The following is a 23237-nucleotide window of genomic DNA, read 5'->3' on the forward strand; positions in this document are numbered from 1 at the left end:
AACGACAACCACTCTTTAGGAGGAATCACGACGATGAAAGCAAAGGTATACGTGACGATCAAAGAAAACGTATTGGACCCGCAAGGAACGGCGGTTCAAGGCGCACTCCACACGATGGGATTCGCAGAAGTAGGCGGCGTACGCATCGGTAAGTACCTCGAGCTCGAATTGGACACGAACGATAAATCGGAAGCAGAAGCACGCGTCAAAGCAATGTGCGAGAAGCTGCTGGCGAACGTGGTTGTCGAAGACTATCGTGTTGAACTGGAGGGCTAAGACGTGAAATTTGCGGTACTCGTATTTCCAGGCTCCAACTGTGATATTGACTGCTACAAGGCCGTAGAAGATACGGTTGGCCAAAAGGTTGACTACGTATGGCATACGGCGACGGACTTGTCCGCTTATGACGCGATCATCGTGCCGGGCGGTTTCTCCTACGGCGACTACCTGCGCTGCGGCGCAATCGCTCGTTTTGCACCGGTTATGAACGAAGTGGTAAAAGCAGCCGAGCAAGGCAAGTACATTCTCGGTATCTGCAACGGTTTCCAAATCCTTACGGAAGCTGGCCTGCTGCCAGGCGTACTGCGCCGCAACGAGAACCTGAAGTTCCGCTGCCACAGCGCGCTGCTTGAAGTGGTAAACAACAACAACGCCTTTACGAACCAATACAGCAAAGGCGAAATTATCGATATTCCAATCGCGCACGGCGAAGGCAACTACTACTGCGACGATGCGACGCTGGCGAAGCTGCAAGCGAACAATCAGATCGTGTTCCGTTACAAAGCGGGCGCGAATCCGAACGGTTCGGTTGACGACATCGCAGGCATCAGCAATGAGAGCGGCAACGTTGTCGGCATGATGCCGCATCCAGAGCGCGCGATTGATGAAATTTTGGGCTCGGCAGACGGCAAACGGATGTTTACGTCGATTTTGAATGCATGGAGGGAACAGCATGGCGCAGCAGTTAACGGCTAAGGAGCCAACCGCAGAACAAATCGCGGATCAGAAGATTTATCAGCAATTCGGTGTGAGCGACTATGAGTATGAGCTTATCTGCGGATTCCTCGGCCGTAAGCCGAACTACACGGAGATCGGCGTATTCAGCGTTATGTGGTCTGAGCACTGCGCGTACAAGAACTCCAAGCCGATTCTGAAGAAGTTCCCGATCACGGGACCGAAAGTTCTGATGGGGCCGGGCGAAGGCGCCGGCATCGTGGACATCGGCGACAACCAAGCGGTTGTTTTCAAAATCGAATCGCATAACCATCCTTCGGCAGTCGAGCCTTACCAAGGCGCTGCAACGGGCGTTGGCGGCATTATCCGCGACATTTTCTCGATGGGTGCCCGTCCGATTGCGTCGCTTAACAGCCTCCGTTTCGGTCGTCTTGAGAATGACCGCGTTAAGTACTTGTTCGAGAACGTCGTCAGCGGTATCGCAGGATACGGCAACTGTATCGGTATCCCGACGGTTGGCGGCGAAGTCATGTTCGATGAAAGCTACGAAGGCAACCCGCTCGTTAACGCAATGTGCGTGGGCCTCATCGATCACGATAAAATCCAACGCGGTGTAGCGAAAGGCGTTGGCAACCCGGTATTCTACGTTGGTCCGGCAACAGGCCGCGACGGTATCCACGGCGCAACGTTCGCGTCGGTCGAGCTGTCCGAAGAATCCGAAGAGAAGAAAACAGCCGTACAAGTCGGCGACCCGTTCATGGAGAAGCTCGTTATGGAATCGACGCTGGAACTGATCAACTCCGGTATCGTGGTTGGCATCCAAGATATGGGTGCAGCAGGCCTGACGTGCTCCAGTGCTGAGATGGCTTCCAAAGCGGGCAACGGCCTTGAGCTGTATCTCGACGAAGTGCCGCAGCGCGAGAAAGATATGACGCCTTACGAAATGATGCTCTCCGAGTCGCAAGAACGGATGCTGTTCGTTGTTACGCCGGAGAACGAAGCACAAGCCATGGAAATTTTCGATCGTTGGGGAGTTATTTGCAAGAAAGTCGGTAAAGTAACGGACGACGGCCGTCTCCGCCTGTTCCACAAAGGCGAGCAAGTAGCTGACATGCCGGTCAAAGCGCTCGTTGACGAGTGCCCGGTATACAACAAGCCATCTTCGGAGCCAGCTTACTACGGTGAGTTCGCGAAGATCGATACGGCTGCATATCCAGAAGTAACGGACCTGACTGGTGCACTGAAACAAGTGCTTGGATCCCCTACGGTAGCGAGCAAAGAGTGGGTTTACAATCAATACGACTACATGGTACGCACGAGCACGGCTGTTCAACCGGGTTCGGACGCGGCAGTCGTGACCATTCGCGGCACGCGCAAAGCGCTCGCGATGACGACGGACTGCAACGGCCGTTACGTATTCCTCGATCCGGAAGTCGGCGGACGCATCGCGGTAGCGGAAGCTTCCCGCAATATCGTCTGCTCGGGTGCCGAGCCGCTCGCGGTGACGGACAACCTGAACTTCGGCAGCCCGGAGAAGCCGGAAGTGTTCTGGCAGATCGAGAAAGCAGCAGACGGCATGAGCGAAGCTTGCGTAACGCTCGAGACGCCGGTTATCGGCGGCAACGTCTCGCTGTACAACGAGAACGCCAAAGGCGCGATCTACCCGACGCCGGTTATCGGCATGGTTGGTCTCGTGCATGACCTTGATCATATTACGACGCAATCGTTCAAATCCGAAGGCGACGTTATCGTCCTCCTCGGCGAGACGAAAGCAGAGATGGGCGGCAGCGAGCTGCAATACGTCCTGCAAGGCAAAACGGAAGGCCGTCCGCCGCAAATCGACCTCGCAGTCGAGAAGCGTACGCAGAACGCAGTGCTCGAAGCTATCCGAGCTGGCCTCGTCGCTTCGGCGCATGACTTGTCCGAAGGCGGTCTGGCAGTAGCGGTAGCGGAATCGTGCTTCCGCACGGGCCTCGGCGCTGACGTGAACATTGCAACCTCGCTGCGTCCTGACCACGCGCTGTTCAGCGAATCGCAATCGCGCATTCTGTTGACGGCGAAGGCTGACAAAGCAGCTGAGCTCGTGGCGCTTCTGAACAAGCGCGATGTTGTGAACGCAACGATCGGTAAAGTAACGGCAGCTAGCACGCTGAACATTCAAGTGAACGGCAACCAAGGCGTATCCGCGCCGGTTGAACAACTGGAGAAGGTCTGGAAGGAAGCGATCCCATGTCTCATGAAGTGAAGCAGCCGTTAAAGCTGTGGACCGGAGACCATTATAACGAAGGCATCGGACGGGACGATATTTTTGACAAATTGCGTGAGGAGTGCGGCGTGTTCGGCGTGTTCGGTTGCCCGAACGCCGCTTCCCTCTCTTACTACGGGCTGCATGCACTGCAGCACCGTGGTGAGGAGAGCGCAGGGATCTGCACGGTTGAAAGCGATAATCCTCGCAACTTCAACTATCATCGCGGCATGGGTCTCGTGAAGGAAGTGTTCACGTCGGATGTGCTGGTGACGCTGACGGGCGACCGGTCGATCGGTCACGTTCGTTATTCGACTGCTGGTGAGAGCAAGCTCGCGAATGCGCAGCCATTGATCTTCAAATACCGCGACGGCGATCTTGCTATCGCAACGAACGGCAACTTGGTGAACGCGCCGGAAATCCGCCAGGAGCTTGAACGCAAGGGTTCGATTTTCCAGACGTCGAGCGACACGGAAGTTATCGCGCACTTGATCGCACGTTCGGAGAAAGATTTCGTTGAGGCGGCTCGCGACGCACTTCAGCGTGTTGTCGGCGGCTTTGCTTTCCTCATCATGACGAACGACAAGCTGATTGTTGCATCGGATACGAACGGCTTGCGTCCGCTCTCGATGGCGAAGCTTAACGACGGTTACGTGTTCTCTTCGGAATCTTGCGCGTTCGAGGTGATCGGCGCGGAATTCGTCCGCGATATTATGCCAGGCGAAATGCTCGTGCTCGACCGTGAAGGTGTTCGTGAAGAGCGCTTCGCACCGGCAGCGCGCAAAGCGGTATGTGCGATGGAGTACGTATACTTTGCCCGCCCGGACAGCGACATTCACGGAGCCAACATTCATATGACGCGCAAGCGGATGGGACAGCGTCTCGCGCTCGAATCGTTCGTCGACGCTGACATCGTGACGGGCGTACCGGATTCGTCGATTTCCGCAGCGATCGGTTATGCTGAGCAGACAGGCATTCCATATGAGCTTGGTCTTATCAAGAATAAATATACGGGCCGGACGTTCATTCAGCCTTCTCAAGAGCTGCGCGAGAAGGGCGTGAAGATGAAGCTCTCCGCCGTTCGCAAAATCGTCGAAGGCAAGCGCGTCGTCATGATCGACGACTCGATCGTCCGCGGCACGACCTCGCTTCGCATCGTGAACCTGCTTCGTGAAGCAGGCGCGACGGAGGTGCATGTGCGCATTACTTCGCCGACTTTTGAGAATCCTTGCTACTACGGGATCGATACGCCTGACCGCAAGGAGCTTATCGCGTCGTCGAAGACGATTGAGGAGATTCGCCAGGCGATTAATGCAGACTCGCTCTACTTCTTGAGCAGCGAAGGCTTGATCGATACGGTCGGTATCGGCGGTGCTTCGGAAGAAGGCGGCCTGTGCATGGCATGCTTCAACAATACTTATCCGACACCGGTGGATGAGGAATCGGATAAGAGCTGCAGCTGCTAAGCTTAGGGCCGCAGGCATTAGATAAAGATTGTTAACGGCTGCGCGCACGAAAGTGCGTGCCAGCTTTTCATATAGGCCCGCTTAGGCGGGATTACGATGTTGAATAGGAGTGACGTGAAGGTGTCATCTGAAGCTTACAAACAAGCCGGCGTCGATATCGCGGCAGGCAACGAAGCAGTAGAACGGATGAAGAAGCATGTGAAGCGGACGTTCCGTCCGGAAGTGCTGACGGATCTCGGCGGCTTCGGCGGCCTGTTCGGTCTGAACAAGGACAAATACGAGGAGCCGGTTCTCGTATCCGGTACCGACGGCGTCGGCACCAAGCTGAAAATCGCCTTCGCGATGGACAAGCATGACACGATCGGCATTGACGCGGTAGCGATGTGCGTGAACGACATTATCGTTCAAGGCGCTGAGCCGCTGTTCTTCCTCGACTACCTCGCATGCGGCAAGGTGGAGCCGGAGAAAATCGAAGCAATCGTTAAAGGTATTGCGGATGGCTGCCAACAAGCAGGCTGCGCCTTGATCGGCGGCGAAACGGCTGAAATGCCGGGCATGTACCAAGGCGAAGAGTACGACATCGCAGGCTTCACGGTCGGCATCGTCGACAAGAAGAAAATTATCGACGGCACGACGATCGCTCCTGGTGATGCAGTCATCGGCGTAGCGTCGAGCGGCATTCACAGCAACGGCTACTCGCTCGTTCGCCGTCTGCTGCTTGAGCAAGCAGGCTTCGGCTTGCAAGATGCGCTTCCTGAGCTGGATGGCGCGAAGCTGGGCGACGTGCTCATCGAGCCTACGAAAATTTACGTCAAATCCGCGCTGGCTCTTGCAGAACAAGTGACGGTTAAGGGCATGGCGCACATTACGGGCGGCGGCTTTATCGAAAATATTCCTCGCGTACTGCCAGAAGGCGTGAACGTGAACGTGGAGTACGGCTCGTGGCCGATTCAACCGATCTTCAAGCTGATGCAGGACAAAGGCTCGATCACGAACCGTGACATGTTCACTACGTTCAACATGGGTGTCGGTCTCGTCGTTGTTGTTCCTGCTGACCAAGCAGACAAAGCGCTTAGCGTGCTCGCAGAGCAAGGCGAGAAAGCTTACCGCATCGGCGACGTAACGGCGGGCAACCGCATCGTAACGTTCACGGGAGCGCAAGTGTAATGAGCAAATTGCGCGTTGCGGTATTCGCCTCCGGCCAAGGTACGAACTTTCAGGCGCTGGCGGATGCGGTGCGGGACCAGAAGCTCGATGTAACCATCGAGCTTTTGGTTTGCGATAAGCCTTCGGCGCCAGTTGTCGAGCGTGCCCGGCTTGCCGGCGTGGATGCGTTCGTGTTCAAGCCGAAGGACTATCCGTCCCGCGAAGCATACGAGACGGAAATTGCTGCGGAGCTGGAGCGCCGCGGCGTCGGATTGATTGTGTTGGCGGGTTACATGCGCATTGTGACGCCGGTGCTGGTGGATGCTTATTACGGCCGGATGATCAACATCCACCCGTCGCTGTTGCCGGCTTTCCTTGGCGTGAACGGCATTGGGCAAGCTTGGGAGTATGGCGTGAAGCTGACTGGTGTAACTGTTCACTACGTGGACGGAGGACTGGACAGCGGGCCGATCATCGCGCAGCGGGCCGTCGAGGTCGAGCAGGACGACACGGAATCGTCGCTCGCCGAGCGGATTCATGCTACGGAGCAGGCGCTGCTGCCGTGGGTCGTGCAGCAAATCGCCCACGGCCGCGTCAAGCTCGACGGCCGCCGCGTGGCGATCGGGTAAAGGTAACTGCGCTCGGGAGCAAGGTAACCTAGCTGGGGTGACACAAAAGGTGATGCAGTGGCGCTTGAGTCGAGTAACCCGTCTGGTGTGACACAAAAGTGATGGAGCAGTGCAGTGACTGGTCGATAATGAGCTAAATAGGTGTCCAAAAGCACTTAAGTAAGGCTGCTGCGTCGACAATGAGCGAAATAGGTGTCCAATAGCACTTAAGTAAGGCTGCTGTGTCGATAATGGGCTAAATAGGTGCCCAAAAGCACTTAAGTAAGGCTGCTGCGTCGATAATGAGCTAAATAGGTGCCCAAAAGCACTTAAGTAAGGCTACTGCGTCGATAATGAGCTAAATAGGGTGTCTGCCCTAGGCAAATATGCACCTAAGCGAGTGCGGGTAATCGGAAGATAACGGACTCATTAAACCGTTTCGATAGATTTAGGACGACGGTGCAGGCTTCTCGGTGCGGCAATGTGTATGTAGTGCATGCATTGCAACTGCGGTGGAAGCAGCGCTAATAATTTTAAGGAGGGCCATCAAGTTGGCTATTCGGAGAGCGTTAATTAGTGTATCGGACAAAACAGGTATCGTTGAATTTTCCCGCGGGCTGGCGGCACAAGGCGTACAGCTGATCTCGACGGGCGGCACGAAGAGTTTGCTGGAGAAGGAAGGCGTTCCGGTAATCGGTATTTCCGACGTAACGGGCTTCCCTGAAATTCTCGACGGCCGCGTCAAAACGCTGCACCCTGCTGTTCACAGCGGCCTGCTGGCGGTGCGCGACAGCGAAGAGCATCAGCAAGCGATGAAAGATCTCGGTCTTGATTACATCGACATTGTCATTGTTAACCTCTATCCATTCGCAGAGACGATCGCGAAGCCGGACGTAACGTATGACGATGCGATCGAGAACATCGATATCGGCGGACCGACGATGCTTCGTTCGGCTGCGAAAAACCATGCTTTCGTAACGGTCGTTGTTGACTCGAGCGACTATGCAACGGTACTGGAAGAAGTGAAAGCCGGCCAAGACACGACGCTCGAAACGCGCAAACGTCTGGCGGCGAAAGTGTTCCGTCACACGGCTGCTTACGACTCGCTGATCGGCGAATACTTGTCCAAGCAAGTAGGCGAGCCGCTGCCTGAGAAGTACACGGTAACGTATGAGAAAGTCCAAGACCTCCGTTACGGCGAGAATCCGCATCAGACGGCGGCATTCTACCGCAAGCCTCTTGCGAAAGAAGGCAACATTACGACGGCTGAGCAGCTGCACGGCAAAGAGCTGTCGTACAACAACATCAATGACGCTAACGCGGCGCTCGCGATCGTGAAAGAATTCAACGAGCCTGCAGTTGTTGCGGTTAAACATATGAATCCTTGTGGCGTGGGCATCGGCACAGATATCCACGAAGCGTATCAAAAAGCGTACGCGGCTGACCCGACGTCGATCTTCGGCGGCATTGTTGCGGCTAACCGTACAGTCGGCGCTGACACGGCTCAACTACTGAGCGAAATTTTCCTCGAAATCATCATCGCGCCGGACTTTACGCCGGAAGCGCTTGAGATTCTGACGAAGAAGAAGAACATCCGCCTGCTCAAACTGGGCGAACTGCAAGCAGCCGGCGAGCGCAAGCCGGAGCTTCTCGTAACGTCGGTAGACGGCGGTATGCTCGTACAAGAGAGCGACGTTCACTCGCTGACGGAAGCGGACCTGCAGTTCGTGACGAACCGCAAGCCGACGGAAGAAGAGCTGAAACAGTTGCTGTTCGGCTGGAAAGTCGTGAAGCACGTGAAGTCGAACGCGATTCTGCTCGCGAAAGACAACATGACGATCGGCGTAGGCGCAGGCCAAATGAATCGCGTAGGCGCAGCGAAAATCGCCATTGAGCAAGCGGGCGAGAAAGCACAAGGTTCGGCGCTCGCGTCGGACGCATTCTTCCCAATGGGCGATACGGTGGAAGCGGCAGCGAAAGCCGGCATTACGGCGATCATCCAACCGGGCGGCTCTGTGAAAGACCAAGAGTCGATCGATGCGGCGAATGCGCACAACATCGCGATGGTGTTCACAGGCGTACGCCACTTCAAGCACTAGTACAACATACGAATGGACGCTATGCGCTTGCATGGCGCCCATTCGTTCATTTGGGATTAGGCAGAGCGGGAACTATATGGGAGGGTCAATGATGCGTATATTAGTTATCGGCGGCGGCGGACGTGAGCATGCGATCGCATGGGCGCTGAAGAAGAGTGAGAAAGTGAAAGAGATTTATTGTGCGCCGGGCAACGCCGGAATTGCACAAGTGGCGGAATGCGTACCAATCGCCGTTAATCAATTCGACGAACTGATCCAATTCGCTTGTGACAATTCGATCGATCTGGTCGTCGTTGGACCGGATGGCCCACTAGCTAGCGGCATCGTCGATGCGTTCGAAGCGAAGAACATTCCGATCTTCGGACCGCGCAAGAATGCGGCAGAGATCGAAGGCAGCAAGATTTTCATGAAAAACCTGCTCAAAAAATACAATATCCCTACGGCGAAATATGAGACGTTCCAGGACTTCGAGACGGCGCTCGCTTACTTGAGCCAGCAGCAAGCACCGATCGTTATTAAAGCGGATGGTCTTGCGGAAGGCAAAGGCGTAACGGTGGCCGCAACGCTCGAAGAAGCGGAGCAGGCACTCCGGGCAATGATGGTCGACAAGGTGTTCGGCGGATCCGGCAATCAAGTCGTCATCGAGGAATTCCTGTCTGGCCAAGAGATGTCTATCCTGGCGTTCGTGGATGGTGAAACGGTGCGGGCAATGGTTCCTGCACAGGACCACAAGGCTGTATATGACGACGACAAAGGGCCGAACACTGGCGGCATGGGCACATACTCGCCGCTGCCACACATCGATCCGGCGATTATCGAAGAGTCGATCGAGAACATTATTAAGCCGACTGCGAAAGCAATGGTAAGCGAAGGTCGTCCGTTCCGCGGCGTTCTATACGCCGGTCTTATGCTTACAAAGGACGGTCCGAAGACGATCGAGTTCAATGCTCGGATGGGCGATCCAGAGACGCAAGTTGTGCTCCCGCGTCTGAAAACGGATCTCGTCGATATCATCCTCGCGTCGATCAACGGCCGTCTGGACCAGCTCGACATTCAATGGGACGACGAAGCGGCAGTGTGCGTCGTTATGGCTTCGGAGGGCTACCCAGCCTCGTATCCGAAAGGCCGTGTAATTGAAGGCATTGCTGCTGCGGAAGCGCAAGGCGCTCTCGTATTCCACGCAGGTACGGCGTTCAAGGACGGTCAAGTCGTGACTAACGGCGGACGTGTACTCGGCGTCGTCGGCCGCGGCCGTGACATCGCAGAAGCTCGCGCACGCGCGTATGAAGCAGTCAGCGTTATTAAGTTCGAAGGTGCCCACACGCGCTCGGATATCGCAATGAAGGCATTGCGGTAGTACGCAAACACGCTAACGCAATAACGTTGAACAAGCCTGTTGCGTTGTTGCGTAGGCTAATTATACAGCGCGGCGGCAGCAGTCGGCAGTACAACAGACTCAGATAAGGCTATTGGAACAATAAAGACCGCAGTCTTGTAAGAACGGAAACGTTCTTGCAGGACTGCGGTCTTTTTGGCGTTGGCGTTTAGGTCGGCTAGTCTTCTTCGTTAATAATGATGCGACAGACATGGAGTGTTCGAAGCTTGCGGTTTGTTCCGTCCTCGTCCTATCAGGCTTTGGTCGCGAGCGAGGGTGGGAGCAAAGGAACAGAGACCTAAAAAGGATTAAATTATGATGATATCAAAGTAAAATATAGTTTGATACTTAAACAGTTTTAGTGGACTTCATGGAACAGGGGATTAGGCTGAATAAAGAAGTCAAATCGGTGATAATGCTTACGGACTATAGATATTATGCGTTATACAACCTATTGATCCATTGGTTTCTTGGTGTAAGCGCATTAATATTAGGCGCGGAACATCGTTTGAGGAATCTTAATGTTTTGCCCATTGACAGCCAAGATTTAGTTAGATATCATAATATCGAAATCAAGAAATGGAGGGATTTGTCAAATGTCCGATTCGTTGTATAAACGCTCGAATTTGGCTCGTGTGCCAGAACTGCAGAAGCTCATTCCGGAGGGTGCGACCGCGTTCTTTCAATTCATGCACCAAGCTTTCGCGCCTAAGTTGTTGTCTGCCCGTACGAAAGAATTGATCGCGGTTGCCGTTACACACGTAACCGGCTGCCCGTATTGCATCGACGTTCATACCGGCAAATTCAAAGGCTACCAAGGCACGCCGCAAGAGGCGGTCGAAGCGGTACTGGTTGCCGGTGCGGTCAACGCGGAGACGGTATTGTTCCACAGTGCCAATGCCATAAACACAATGAGCGGCAATGGCGGTCCGGAAGACCCGTTGTACCAAACTTCCAACATGGATGTGTACAACAATGAAGCGAAGCTGATGTCGCCAGCTGCTTTCGAAGCGTTCGACCGCTTCACGGAAGAAGCGTTCCGCGAAGGTTCGGTAGACGCGAAGACGAAACAGCTGATCGCCTTCGTCATTGCGCATGTGAACGGCTGCGCCTACAGCATCGACCGCCATTCCCGCCGCCTTGCCGATGTAGGGGCAACGCGCGAGGAAGCGCTCGAAGCGCTGCTGATCGGCGGCGTAGCGAATGCTGGCTATGTGCTGACGCACGGCATCAACGCATTGAACGCATTCGATCAAGCGGGCGTAGCGGCGAACAGCTAATACGAAGGAGCTAACCGGAATCCGGAAGGAGATGGCGCCTAACGGTTCCGAATGAACGTTTCACCGGGCGCGTCCTGTGCCGGTGCGCCCGGAGGACAATCGATGGAAGGAAGGTGATGAGCTTGACGACGACGACGATTGTTATCATTTGTGTATGCGTCTGCGTATGTACGGTTACGGCGTTTGCGATGTTCCGGAAGAAGAGAAGCGTACGTTAAACGAACAAGGAAGTGAAGAAGAATGAACCAATTGAACAACCAGCAAGAATTGCTGAGCGAAATGGATGAGCAGGGCGTCCGTCAGCGGCGCAAAGGAATGTTATGGGTCGGGATATCATTCATCCTGTGCCCTTGTCACCTCCCGATCACGCTCATGGTACTGTCCTTTCTGCTTGGCGGCTCCGCGCTCGGCGTCGTGTTCCGCGACAATATGATTATAGCGGGCATTCTGACGACATCGATATGGGCCGTTGGCACCTGGTATGGCTTTAGAAAAATGCGCACGGCGACCTGCTCGATAGCACCGCGCGCCAAATAAACTTTCCTACCGTAGCCCGTTATCGGAGCTGCGGTTTTTAAAGACAATACAAGGGGATGACGGAATGGGAACGAAACAAACCGCGGGCGATGCAGCTGCTGTACGGCTGAATGCATCGGAACAAGGGGGGCAGCAGTCGGGAATGGTCCGAGTCATGGTGATTAGCCTAGGCCTGTTCGTCATATTTCTAGACAGCACAGTCGTCAATATTTCTCTATCCAGCATCATTGAGCAGTTCGGCATGAGTCTGGATACGGCGGCTTGGATTATGAACGGTTATACCATGACGGTAGCGATGCTGCTGGTGTTCATGGGAAGGCTGGCAGATTTGATCGGAAAATACCGGCTGTATACGCTCGGATTGTTCGTGTTCTTGTTCAGCTCACTCATGTGCGCATTAGCGAAGGGGCCGGAAATGCTCATCCTGTTCCGAGTTCTTCAGGGCATCGGCGGCGCGATGTCGATACCGGCCAGTATGGGCTTTGTACGCGCGGCTGCTCCTGAAGGCAAGGTCGGGTCGGCGATGGGGATATGGAGCGCAGCAGGCGCGCTCGCCATCGCGGCAGGTCCTGCGCTAGGCGGCGCACTGACGGAGTTGGCCGGCTGGCGGTCCGTCTTCTACATTAACATTCCCGTCATCGGAGTCGCACTTCTGCTCATGCTTCGATTGTTCAAAGGTTACCGTGACGAAAAGGTACGGCTCCGGCTGAATCCGGTCTCTACGATTCTTCTGAGCGGCGCGATTTACCTGCTGACCGACTCGCTGCTGTCCGGCCAGGATCAAGGCTGGACCAGCTGGCGCATTATCGGCGGCTTCTGTTGTGCAGTTGTGCTGCTTGCCGCTTATATCGGAGTGGAGCGCAGATCGAAGTCGCCGCTCGTCGATTTCCGCTTGTTCCGTAACCGGGCGTACACAGTAGGCGTCATTTCCAACTTCTTAGGCGGCATTTTATTGATGGGCATCATGATACTCGCTCCGCTCTATTTTACCGAGGTACGGCATTACTCCACGATTCACGCATCTCTGGCGATTACGCCGCTATCCGCTATTCTACTCGTTGCTGCTCCTCTCGTCGGCAAGTGGGCCGACCGCGCCGGTGCTGTAAAACCGTTGACTGCCGGCTACATCATCGCTCTTATCGGGTGCGGAATGATGGCTGTCATTCAATCTGATTCTTCCGTTCCGTACGTCATAGCTTCACTCACTATCGTGGGCACAGGCGTCGGATTCATAGCCGTAACGAGCCTTATGTTAAGCACGCTCAACGTGAAGCCCTCCGATATTTCGATGGCCTCCGGCGTATTCGCTATGATGCGCAATTTGGGAGGCGCGGTCGGCGTCGCACTGTTCGTATCGATCATGCTCAGCTCATTCAATAGTTCGGAAGCAGCGATGGAGAAAGCCGTCACCGCACAAGTCGAGCAGACGGACTGGGCGGAACCGGCCAAGAGCGAAGCGCTCGCTACTGTTCATGCTTTCTATGCTGCGCCGGCTGAACGGGCGGAGGCGTCAGCTGCATCGGCCAACATCGGCTCGCTTGGTGAGGAGCGGTCCAGACAGTTGAAAGCATGGCTTGCAGCCGAAGCGGGACGGTCCGAAGCGACTTCGATGGGCCGTTCCTATCTAGGCGGTGCGATCCTGACGGTGTTGTTCATGGGGGCGCTTCTGGCGCTGCGGGGGCAACGGGCAAGTCAAGCAAGCGGGCAAGACGCTGGATGAGATGATGTTCAGGATTCCTAGATTGCAAATAAAGGAGAATGACTATGCAGCAAACCGAGCACAACCATTCGACGATTGAAACGTTCCGGGCGATGGGGATTGACCCCGTCGCCGCCGTCCTTGCCTCCACTCGCACGCTGCTGAGACAGCCGCAGCAGGAGCAGGAGGCGGTGCGCTTCCTGCTCTTGCAGGACAGCTTCCGTTATCATTACGAGACGAACCGCGTGTACCGGGAAATTGCTCAGGAACGCGGAGTACACCCGGATCAAATCCGCAATTTCGAAGATCTGCTGCGCATCCCTTCCATTCCGATCAAAAGCTTCAAGGACGTCAACTCCCACAAGCTGTTGTCGCTGCCGCTCCAAGAGCTGGAGCACGAGCTTCGCAGTACGGGAACGAGCGGCATTCCGAGTATTTCGCGCCGTGACTCGATTACGGTTGACCGCAGCGTCGTCGGTATCTATGCCATGCTGCGCGATATGTTCGGCCTATTCGGCGGAGCGGGGCTGTTCTTGTCGCCGTCTGCGGAAGACATGCCGGAGATGGGACTCGTTAAGCTGATCAGCATGTTCTCTGGCTTGCTCGATACGACGAGCTATTTTATCCATCATTCCACGTTCAATCCGCAGGACGCAATAGAGCAGTTGACCAAATGGGAAAATCAGCATACGCGCCACATTATCGGACCTCCGTTCGTCATCGACCGGCTCGTGAAATACATGGCGGAGAACGGTATTACGGTGCAGCTCGACCGGAACACGAAAGTCATTACGCTCGGCGGATGGAAGCGGCATACCGGACGGGAGATCGACGCTGCTGAATTCCGGGCTGCATGTGCGGCTGCTTTCGGTATTGGGGAAGGACAAGTTCGGGATATGTTCGGTCTCGTCGAAACGAACTTTATGGCAATAGAATGCGAGCATCACCGCAAGCATGTGCCGCCTGCCGTTCATTTCTCCGTCCGCAGCTTAGAGGAGCTGGACCGCGAAGTCGCGGTTGGCGAGCCAGGCCTTCTTCACGTCATGGACCCGGCTTGCCGTTCGTATCCGGGCTTCATCCAGACGGAGGACATCGTGTATCTAAGCGATGGTGCATGCGAATGCGGCCGGCATGGTCAGGTCGTTCATTATATGTACCGGGCCCGCGGGGCGGAGATCGGCTGCTGCGCAATCAACCTTGAGAAGCATATGGAGGATAAAGAAAACAGTTGGAGCAGTTGCTCGATTAATGGCCGTTAGAACGACTTATAATCCAAGGGGGGATAATCGTGTATAACGAAATCGTGGCACGACATTTCATGGATCCGATGAACGTGGGCGAGCTGGCATCGCCGGATGAGACGGTTCGAATTGGCAACGCCGTATGCGGCGATACGATCATTATGCATCTGGCGCTTGAAGACGGCCGGATTACAGACGTCAAATACCGGGCCTATGGCTGCGCGGTTTCGATTGCTACTGCGAGCATCGCGAGCGAATATTTTACGGGCAAGGAGCTGAAAGAGCTCAGCGGCCGTTCGAATGCGGAGCTTGCCGCTTTGCTTGGCGAATTGGAGCCGAATCAGAAGCATTGCATCGACATCATGCTTGAACTGCGAGAGCGCGCGTGCGCATCGGTTCAAGGAGTGAACGGCTGATGAGCAGCGAAGCCTATTACGATTATAATGCGACGTCGGAGCTGGACAAGCAAGTGCGGCAAGCCATGATCGACAGCTTAAACGTATTCGGCAATCCATCCAGCCGGCACAGCTATGGCACGGCTGCCAAAGCGATCGTCTCCGAAGCGAGAGAATCGGTTGCCCGCCTCATTGGCTGCGAACCGGAAGCCGTGAAATTCACTTCAGGAGGCAGCGAATCGAACAACTGGGCGATCAAAGGGCTGCTTGAAGCGAGCGGACACCGCGGACGGGCCCATCTGATTACGACCGTTATCGAGCATCCGTCCGTTATGCAGGTGTGCGCCTATTTGGAGCGAACGGGGCAAGCGGCCGTGACGTACTTGCCGGTCGATCAAGCAGGCGCCGTCTCGATTGCGGAGCTGGAAGCGGCCATTCGCCCCGAGACGCGGCTCATCACGATGATGCTGGCTAACAACGAGATCGGCACGATTCAACCGATCAGGGAAGCGGCGCTGCTGGCTAGGAGCCGCGGCATCCTTATGCATACGGATGCGGTGCAGGCAGCCGGCAAATTGCCGATCGACGTCCGTCAACTTGGCGTCGATGCTCTCTCGATGTCCGCGCATAAGTTCGGCGGGCCGAAAGGCGTCGGCGCGTTATATGTGCGGCCAGGCGTAGAGCTGGAACCGCTTATTCACGGCGGCGGGCAGGAATTCGGGCTCCGCAGCGGGACAGAGAATGTGGTCGGCCTTGCAGGTCTGGGGAAGGCTGCTGCCGTACTCGACCGCGCGAAGATGGAAGCTCAGCTCGTGCAATGGAGCAAGCTGAAGCGCATGGTGGTCAACAGGCTCACAGAGCTTGTGCCGGATTGCCGCTTCAACGGGCCGGTTGACGGGAGCGAAGCGCTGCCGAATACGATCAATATCGAAATCACCGGCATTCGAGGGGAATCGCTTGCCGCTTATATCGGCGTGAAGCATGGAGCGGCCGTGTCGGTCGGCTCTGCATGCAGCGCGACTAAGCAGGCATCGCTGTCGCATGTGCTTCGTGCGATCGGCAGAAGCGATGAACAAATCCGGAGCGCGGTTCGGATTAGCTTCGGACCGGCGGCTGGAGAGGCGGAGATGGAGAAGCTGATCTGCCAGCTTGCAGAGGCTGCCTTGCATTTGCGGGCTTTATCGGTAGTCGGCGCTGTATAGATAGACTTTCAAATAAATAGGACATAGGAGTGTGTGAAAGTGTCGCAACCGATCGATTTGAGAGGTCATACCTTAGAATCCATTCGCCAGACCATTAAACAAACCATACTGATCAAAAATTTGGAGCTGCGCGGCGTGACCGAAGCGGATATCGGCGACGATATGCCGTTGTTCGGAGAAGGACTCGGACTAGAATCCGTCGAGGCGTTCTATATCGCGGCCGGTATGCAGGAATCGTTCGGCATTCAGATTGACCGTACGAAGCTGCATCTGATGAAGGATCACTTTCGTTCTGTCAATACGTTAGCGTTGTTCGTCGCCGGCTGTCTGGCGGATGCGTAAGGAGGCATGTGACTACGATGAAAACAGGAGCGATGTTTCAGCACTTAGTCGATCTGTTGGAATATCGGGCATGGTCGCAGCCTGATCTGGAGCTTTATACGTTTCTGGCGGACGGTGAACGGATTGAGCATAAATTGACGGCGGCAAGTTTGCGGGAGCGTTCCGTCGCTACCGCAGCTGCGCTGCAGCAGATCGGCAGTCCCGGCGAACCCGTGCTGCTGCTGTACCCGCCGGGCATTGATTTTCTAGTTGGCTTTATGGGCTGTTTGTATGCGGGAATGATTGCAGTTCCCGCATATCCGCCCCATCTGCGCAAGCCTACACCGAGGCTGGCTGCGATTGCCCAAGATACGGGAGCGTCCATTGCGCTCTCGACACACAAACTTTGCGAGGACGTGCGGGAAGCGGCGCTGCACGGCGACCATATGCAGCATTTGAGCGGGCTTCGTTGGCTGGCAACGGATAATCTGCCATCCGGCATGACGTGGAGTCCGCCGCGCATCGACGGAAACGGCGTCACGTTCCTGCAATATACATCTGGCTCGACTTCCACGCCGAAGGGCGTCATGGTAACGCATCAGAACCTGTTGTACAACATGTCGATGATCGCCAAATACTTCCGTGTATCTTCGGAGACGCGGGGCGTCAGCTGGCTTCCGGCCCATCACGATATGGGGCTGATCGGCAAGCTGCTGACGGCGCTTCATGCCGGCTGCAGCCTGACGTTCATGTCGCCCGTCAGCTTCATGCAGAAGCCGCTCCGCTGGCTGCAGGCCATATCGCGTACGAAGGCGACATACAGCGGCGCGCCGAACTTCGCATTCGAGCTGTGCGTAGCCAAGTTTAAAGAAGAAGCTGCGGAAGGACTGGATTTGAGCAGTTGGTTAACGGCGTTCAACGGAGCCGAACCGGTGCGAAGCCAGACACTCGACAAGTTCGCGGCATGCTATGCCCCTTACGGCTTCCGCAAGGAAAGTCTCGTGCCTGCTTACGGGTTAGCGGAAGGTACGCTCTTCGTGTCCGGCATCCGCCGGGATAACGAGGCGTGGTGGACGGTCACCGTCGATAGCAGGAGCGTTCAGGCGAGCACTATCGAGCCTGTGCTGCCGGATGCGGAGCATGCGCAGACGATTGTATCTTGTGGAGTGATTCCGCCGGAGCAGAAGCTTGCTATCGTCAGTCCGGCTTCAAGTGAGCGTCTTGCGGATGGAGCCATCGGCGAAATATGGCTCCACGGCGAGAGCGTCGCGACCGGCTATTGGGGCAAGCCGGAAGCGTCCAACCAAACGTTTCAAGCCCGGATTGAGGGCGAGGGCGACACGGCCTATTTGAGGACAGGTGATCTCGGCTTTACGCTTGCCGGCGAGCTCTACATCGCGGGCCGGATGAAGGACGTCATTATCGTTAGGGGCTGCAACCATTACCCGCAAGATATCGAACTGACGGCGCAGCAAGCGCATCCTGCGGTGAAAGAGGATTGTATCGCGGCGTTCGTCGAACAGCGCGATGGCGAAGACCGGCTAATCATCGTGGCGGAGATCAACCGGGAATACCGGGTGCGCGGCAGCCAAAGAGACAGCGGGGCGGCAAGCATGAAGCAGTTGCTGACCGAAGTGTCCGCCGCCGTCCGGCAGGACGTATCGATTCAGCACGAGTTGACAGTCCACAGTGTTGTGCTTATTAGGGTAGGCACGATTCCGAAAACGTCGAGCGGCAAAATCCAACGCCAGTACACGAAACAGCTGTACGAGCAAGGGAAGCTCGAAACGTTGTAAGAGAAGGGAGCAACGTTACGAACGTGTTGAACAATCGGGAAAATATTGAAATATGGCTGCGGGATCAAGTTGCCGCCAGATTCGGCATTGGCCGTGAAGAAGTGGACGCGTCCCGTCCATTCTCCTACTACGGCATCGATTCCGCAGAAGCTATGATTATGTGCGGCGACATGGAGCAGCTGCTTGGACGCGAGGTTCCGCCGACGATGCTGTGGGACTATCCGACGATCCATGAGCTGGCAGGCGCTTGCGTGCACATTGGGGAGTCGCACGGGCAGCGGGCAGAGACTGCCGAGGAGCAGGAGCGGATATTGAAGCCAGCGGCGCGGGAGCCGATTGCGATCGTAGGCATCGGCTGCCGGTTTCCCGGCGCTGACGGACCGGCCGCCTTCTGGCGGCTGCTGCGGGAGGGGATCGACGCCGTCGGTCCTTACCCGGCATCCCGGGAAGCGCTTGGCCGGGACATCTCGTTCGAAGGCCCATACCGGCAAGGGGGATACCTTGAAGGCATCGACCGGTTTGATTATAAGTTCTTCCATCTGTCTTACCGGGAAGCGGTTCGAATGGATCCGCAGCAGCGCGCGCTGCTGGAAGTAACCTGGGAGGCGTTCGAGGACGCGGGCATCATTGCCGACGAATGGGCAGATACGAATGCGGGCGTGTTCATTGGTATATCGAACAGCGATTACGGCCGGTCCTTGCTCAGCGATCCCGAGCAAGCGACGATTCATGCGGTGACGGGCAGCGCGTTTAGCATTGCGGCGAACCGGTTGTCGTACGCCTTCGATCTGCGCGGGCCGAGCTTAGCAGTCGACACCGCCTGCTCGTCTTCGCTTGCCGCACTTCATCTGGCTTGTCAAAGCATATGGCAAGGCGATTCGGACCGTGCCATTGCGGGCGGCGCGAACTTGCTGTTGTCGGCGTCCATTACGGACAGTCTCGATAAGGCCGGCATGCTGGCGCCGGATGACCGTTGCAAGTCATTCGATCAGCGAGCCGACGGTTACGTTAGGGGAGAGGGCTGCGGCGTGCTGCTGTTAAAGCCGCTGTCCATGGCATTAAACGATAAGGATGAAATATATGCCGTCATCCCGGGAAGCGCGATGAATCAAGACGGACGAAGCAACGGGCTGACGGCGCCGAATCGGCTTGCGCAGGAGCGGGTGCTAAAGGATGCCTACCGCAGCGCCGGCATTGCGCCGGCTGCGGTCAGACTGGTCGAGGCGCATGGTACGGGAACGTATCTCGGCGATCCGATCGAGGCAGAGGCATTAAGCGCCGTGCTTGGCGCCGGACGTCCGAGAAACCGGACCTGCTGGCTCGGTTCGGTGAAGACGAATATCGGCCATCTGGAATCTGCCGCCGGCATTGCGGGCGTCATTAAGGCGGCGCTTGCGATCAAGCACCGACAGATCCCGGCTAGCCTTCATTATACAGGACTCAATCCGCACATTAGCTTGGAGAAGCTGCCGCTTGCGATACCGGCCTCGCTCATGAAGTGGCCGGATGACGGCCCGGCCGTTGCCGGCGTAAGCTCCTTCGGCTTCGGCGGAACGAACGCTCACGTCGTCCTGACCGAACCGCCTTATTCGCCGGAGGGCAGAGGACAAGTGGCTGCAGCAGCGGCGTACAGCACCGAACCGAAGGTAGAGCAGCAAGAACTGCTGTTCCTGTCGGCGAGGACGGCAGGCTCGCTGCGGCAGCTTGCAGCGAAGCTCGCAAAGGAAATCCCTGGGACGAAAGAGAGGGCTTTAGGCGAGGTGTGCCGAACGCTTTCGACAAGCCGGAAGCGGGATATGCACCGGCTGGCGTTAACGGCTTCTAATCGGGAGCAGTTGGCAGAGAGGCTCTTGTCATTCGCCTCGGGCCAGCCGTGCAGCGGCATCTCTTCCGGCACAGCTAAACCGGACGCTGCTGTATGGATTCTCTTCCCGGATGCAGGAGAGCGGAAGGAAGCTTCGAACGGATATGCCAGCTGGCAGAACGATCCGCAGCTTGAGCAACCGATTGCGATGCTGTCCCGGTTGTACGAAGATCGGTTCGGAGAACCGCCTTCGGCTTCGCCTCGCGCCGAGCTGTTCATCCTTCAGCTGGCCATGTGCCAATGGCTGCAGCGGCAGGGCGTTCAAGCAGCCGGCTATGAGGGGACGGGCGGGGGCAAGCTGGCAGCTGCTTGTATCTCCGGCGAGACTACGCTGGAGGAGGCGTTGCTGCAGCTGCGGACGGAAGACACGCAGCCGTCAGACCTTGAGGAGCCGGCGCCGCCTTGGCCGGCAGATGGTGCGAATGCTGTTGTCATTGTGCTTCATCCGGAGCTTGGCGAAGCAGAGCTCTCCATGGCGGGGCAGAATCGTCCCGCAGGCGCCGTTCTGGCTGCGGCTGGCGGCACGGGCGGAATGCCGACGCTTGCGCTTGCCGGCAAGCTGTTCGCTGCGGGCGCCGATATTCGCCATCCCCGTGACCGGGAAGCCGGAGCAAGAGGCAGCCATATGCTGCCGACCTACGCATGGGAGACGGAATCGTGTTGGCCTTCCAATACGGACGGCGCAGCGCCGTCGTTCGTCTGCTTTTGCTAGAAGGGGGAACTAGGAATGCGCGAAATCGATACGTTAATTATCGGCGGAGGCCAAGCCGGCCTCTCGACCGGCTATTATTTGCAGCAATCAGGAATTCCGTGCTTAATCGTCGATGCGAATGAAAGAGTGGGCGACAGCTGGCGCAACCGATACGATTCGCTTAAGCTGTTCACGCCTCGCAAATACAGCGCGATGCCGCCGATCGAGATGAATGGAAATCCGTGGGGGTATCCGGATAAGGAGGAAATGGCGGATTATTTGGAACTGTACAGCAAGGCGTTGGAGCTCCCGATGCTCATGAATACACACGTTCAATCGGTCGTTCACCGCCAAGGACAGTTCATCGCCGAGACGAGTCAAGGATTGATCGCTGCAAATCGGCTTGTCGTGGCGAGCGGTCCTTTCCAGCGGCCGTACATTCCGGACTTTGCGCACAAATTATCAAGTCGGGTCAAGCAGCTTCATACGTCGGAATATTTGAATCCGGGCGATATGCCGGCCGGCCGGCTCGTTATCGTCGGAGGCGGCAACTCCGGCGGGCAAATCGCTTACGAATGCGCTTCGACGCACAAAGTCGTGCTGTCCGCGAGCAAGGCGATCAATTATTTGCCTTACAAGGTGCTCGGCAGAAGCTTGTTCTGGTGGTACGAGCGAATCGGATTGCTGCGCAAAGGGCCGGAAACCCGGCTTGGCAGCAAGTTGAAGAACAAGCAGGACCCGTTGTACGGTTACGAGCTGAAGAAAGCGATTGCCGACGGGAAGCTGTCGCTCGCCCCAAGAGCCGTGGACGCGGAAGAGAATGCGATCCTATTCGAGGACGGCTCCCGGATGGATACAGAAGGCGTATTGTGGGCGACCGGCTTCCGGCCGGACTACAACTGGCTGCAAGTTGCCGGGGCGAAGAACAGCAGCGGCGAGCTGCTGCATGAGAAAGGCGTGTCGCCGGTTGTTGGTCTTTATTACGTCGGTCTCCCGTGGCAGACCTGCCGCGGCTCGGCCTTAATCGGCTGGGTCGCGCAGGACGCTTCTCGTATCCGGGACGCGATCGTTGGACAGTTCAAAAATGAGGCATCGGTTGGTGCGGGTTCGAATAAGAGCCGTTCGGCGGACGTCTCTGCCGGTGCATGACTTAATCGCAGGAGAGCAGAAGGGGGAAGCCGGTTGCGGCCGCTTCCGCCTTGCCGCTCTAATCGATTTGTTCCGATCAATCAGAAAAATCGCTCAGGTCGAATGGTAACCATTGCTGCCGATCCTAGCTATGATAGATGAGCATCTTCGCCGCCCTCGCAATTGGCTGTTCATGAAGCGGCAGGGGCAGCGTGAGGATGGGATAGACGCCATAATGGGCAAAAGGGATGTGGCTGCATGGATCAATTGCTTGTATCGACAATCGGGTTCTGGCTGAAAAAAAATTATCGCAATGTATGCAATTTTTTGGACCAGCGGCTTGCCGCTTTGGGAGTTACCAACTCGCAGCTCGGTGTACTCATGATGCTCTGGGAACAAGAGGGGGTCACTCAGAAGCAAATTGTGCAGGTGCTTGGCATTCAGCCAGCATCGCTAACCTCATTGCTGCGGGGGCTTGAGGAGAAAACGCTTGTCCACCGGGTGCAGGATAAGCACGACTCGCGAATAAACCGGATCTATCTGACGCCGCTCGGCCAATCGATTAAAGAAGAGTCGCTGGCGATAACGGAGGAAGGCGAGATGCTGATTCGGCAGCGGTTCTCAGAGGAAGAGGCGGCATTGATGCTCAAATGGATGAAGAAAATTAACGACAGCTTCGAGCCGTCTCCTTCAACTTGACATATAGACATACTTAAAGCCTGCATGTTCTACCGGAATTGCGGTGTTTCGCGAAGTGGCGAAACGACGCTGCCTGTAGGCTGCAGGCTTTTTCCCCATGAGCAGGGCAGGGTTTGGAATCAGGAATCAGGAATGTTCTGTTCGGATACCGTCTGGTTATTCCTTATAAAACAAGGAGTTTCGATTGGTCATAACATATATGACGGCAGCGATTACTCCAAGCACTAATATCGTGCCAATCCAATGATCGGTCAGCCATTCGATCCATAGAGGCATGCCGGCATCTCCTCTCCGCTTCTGCAATTGATGTACCGTTAGTATGAGCCGTCCGCACAAAGCTATCCATGCCATTGGAATGGTTATGCTTTTACCCGTTGACAATCTAAGGGAGAGGATGGTATTCTTGATTCAATAAATCATACTAAGTTGGTAGGAATAATAAGTATTAATAAATGATACGACATACCTTCACTCGATTGAATGCCTTCAGG

General features: G+C 56.0%; 19 protein-coding genes. All 19 read left to right on the forward strand.

Annotated elements, in window-relative coordinates; all coding sequences use genetic code 11:
• Nucleotides 1-33 precede the first annotated feature (33 nt).
• The 19 genes from purS (at nucleotide 34) to PKO01S_RS14335 (ending at nucleotide 22746) form a co-directional block, all read left to right on the forward strand.
• Nucleotides 34-276, forward strand: coding sequence for a phosphoribosylformylglycinamidine synthase subunit PurS (gene purS / locus PKO01S_RS14245; RefSeq protein WP_127532021.1), 243 nt, complete (start codon nucleotides 34-36; stop codon nucleotides 274-276).
• Between the two features lie 3 nt (nucleotides 277-279).
• Nucleotides 280-975, forward strand: coding sequence for a phosphoribosylformylglycinamidine synthase subunit PurQ (purQ, locus tag PKO01S_RS14250; RefSeq protein ID WP_127532022.1), 696 nt, complete (start codon nucleotides 280-282; stop codon nucleotides 973-975).
• Nucleotides 953-3199 (forward strand): phosphoribosylformylglycinamidine synthase subunit PurL, encoded by a 2247-nt coding sequence (gene purL, locus PKO01S_RS14255; RefSeq protein WP_127532023.1) that lies wholly within the window; start codon nucleotides 953-955, stop codon nucleotides 3197-3199. Before purQ ends, purL begins: the two co-directional genes overlap by 23 nt.
• Nucleotides 3184-4665 carry an amidophosphoribosyltransferase gene (purF, locus tag PKO01S_RS14260; RefSeq protein ID WP_127532024.1) on the forward strand — a complete coding sequence of 494 codons (1482 nt, stop codon included), beginning with the start codon at nucleotides 3184-3186 and terminating at the stop codon, nucleotides 4663-4665. Before purL ends, purF begins: the two co-directional genes overlap by 16 nt.
• A 96-nt stretch (nucleotides 4666-4761) precedes the next feature.
• Nucleotides 4762-5832, forward strand: coding sequence for a phosphoribosylformylglycinamidine cyclo-ligase (gene purM, locus PKO01S_RS14265; RefSeq protein ID WP_127532025.1), 1071 nt, complete (start codon nucleotides 4762-4764; stop codon nucleotides 5830-5832).
• Nucleotides 5832-6440 (forward strand): phosphoribosylglycinamide formyltransferase, encoded by a 609-nt coding sequence (purN, locus tag PKO01S_RS14270; RefSeq protein WP_127532026.1) that lies wholly within the window; start codon nucleotides 5832-5834, stop codon nucleotides 6438-6440. Before purM ends, purN begins: the two co-directional genes overlap by 1 nt.
• A gap of 530 nt (nucleotides 6441-6970) precedes the next feature.
• Entirely contained in the window at nucleotides 6971-8518 is a 1548-nt protein-coding gene (gene purH / locus PKO01S_RS14275) for a bifunctional phosphoribosylaminoimidazolecarboxamide formyltransferase/IMP cyclohydrolase (protein ID WP_127532027.1), read from the forward strand.
• A 91-nt stretch (nucleotides 8519-8609) separates the two neighbouring features.
• Nucleotides 8610-9875 (forward strand): phosphoribosylamine--glycine ligase, encoded by a 1266-nt coding sequence (purD, locus tag PKO01S_RS14280; RefSeq protein WP_127532058.1) that lies wholly within the window; start codon nucleotides 8610-8612, stop codon nucleotides 9873-9875.
• Nucleotides 9876-10489: 614 nt separating this feature from the next.
• Complete coding sequence (locus PKO01S_RS14285; RefSeq protein WP_127532028.1) at nucleotides 10490-11173, forward strand: carboxymuconolactone decarboxylase family protein; 684 nt, start codon at nucleotides 10490-10492, stop codon at nucleotides 11171-11173.
• Nucleotides 11174-11413: 240 nt separating this feature from the next.
• Complete coding sequence (locus PKO01S_RS14290; RefSeq protein WP_127532029.1) at nucleotides 11414-11710, forward strand: hypothetical protein; 297 nt, start codon at nucleotides 11414-11416, stop codon at nucleotides 11708-11710.
• A 64-nt stretch (nucleotides 11711-11774) separates the two neighbouring features.
• A complete protein-coding gene (locus PKO01S_RS14295; protein ID WP_127532030.1) occupies nucleotides 11775-13430 on the forward strand; it encodes a DHA2 family efflux MFS transporter permease subunit in 1656 nt (551 codons plus the stop codon).
• Nucleotides 13431-13474: 44 nt separating this feature from the next.
• The gene (locus PKO01S_RS14300) at nucleotides 13475-14668 is read left to right on the forward strand and encodes a LuxE/PaaK family acyltransferase (protein WP_127532031.1); all 1194 of its coding nucleotides are present in this window, start codon (nucleotides 13475-13477) and stop codon (nucleotides 14666-14668) included.
• Between the two features lie 29 nt (nucleotides 14669-14697).
• Nucleotides 14698-15066 (forward strand): iron-sulfur cluster assembly scaffold protein, encoded by a 369-nt coding sequence (locus tag PKO01S_RS14305; protein ID WP_127532032.1) that lies wholly within the window; start codon nucleotides 14698-14700, stop codon nucleotides 15064-15066.
• Complete coding sequence (locus tag PKO01S_RS14310) at nucleotides 15066-16247, forward strand: cysteine desulfurase family protein (RefSeq protein ID WP_127532033.1); 1182 nt, start codon at nucleotides 15066-15068, stop codon at nucleotides 16245-16247. Before PKO01S_RS14305 ends, PKO01S_RS14310 begins: the two co-directional genes overlap by 1 nt.
• Nucleotides 16248-16286: 39 nt before the next feature.
• Nucleotides 16287-16589 carry an acyl carrier protein gene (locus PKO01S_RS14315; protein WP_127532034.1) on the forward strand — a complete coding sequence of 101 codons (303 nt, stop codon included), beginning with the start codon at nucleotides 16287-16289 and terminating at the stop codon, nucleotides 16587-16589.
• 17 nt (nucleotides 16590-16606) lie between these two features.
• A complete protein-coding gene (locus PKO01S_RS14320) occupies nucleotides 16607-18364 on the forward strand; it encodes a fatty acyl-AMP ligase (RefSeq protein ID WP_127532035.1) in 1758 nt (585 codons plus the stop codon).
• Nucleotides 18365-18387: 23 nt separating this feature from the next.
• Nucleotides 18388-20940 (forward strand): type I polyketide synthase, encoded by a 2553-nt coding sequence (locus PKO01S_RS14325; protein WP_127532036.1) that lies wholly within the window; start codon nucleotides 18388-18390, stop codon nucleotides 20938-20940.
• A gap of 15 nt (nucleotides 20941-20955) precedes the next feature.
• Nucleotides 20956-22068, forward strand: coding sequence for a flavin-containing monooxygenase (locus PKO01S_RS14330; RefSeq protein ID WP_127532037.1), 1113 nt, complete (start codon nucleotides 20956-20958; stop codon nucleotides 22066-22068).
• Between the two features lie 237 nt (nucleotides 22069-22305).
• Entirely contained in the window at nucleotides 22306-22746 is a 441-nt protein-coding gene (locus PKO01S_RS14335; RefSeq protein ID WP_127532038.1) for a MarR family winged helix-turn-helix transcriptional regulator, read from the forward strand.
• Nucleotides 22747-23237: the final 491 nt, after the last annotated feature.

It is taken from the genome of Paenibacillus kobensis NBRC 15729, assembly GCF_004000825.1.
Classification (GTDB): domain Bacteria; phylum Bacillota; class Bacilli; order Paenibacillales; family Paenibacillaceae; genus Paenibacillus_T; species Paenibacillus_T kobensis.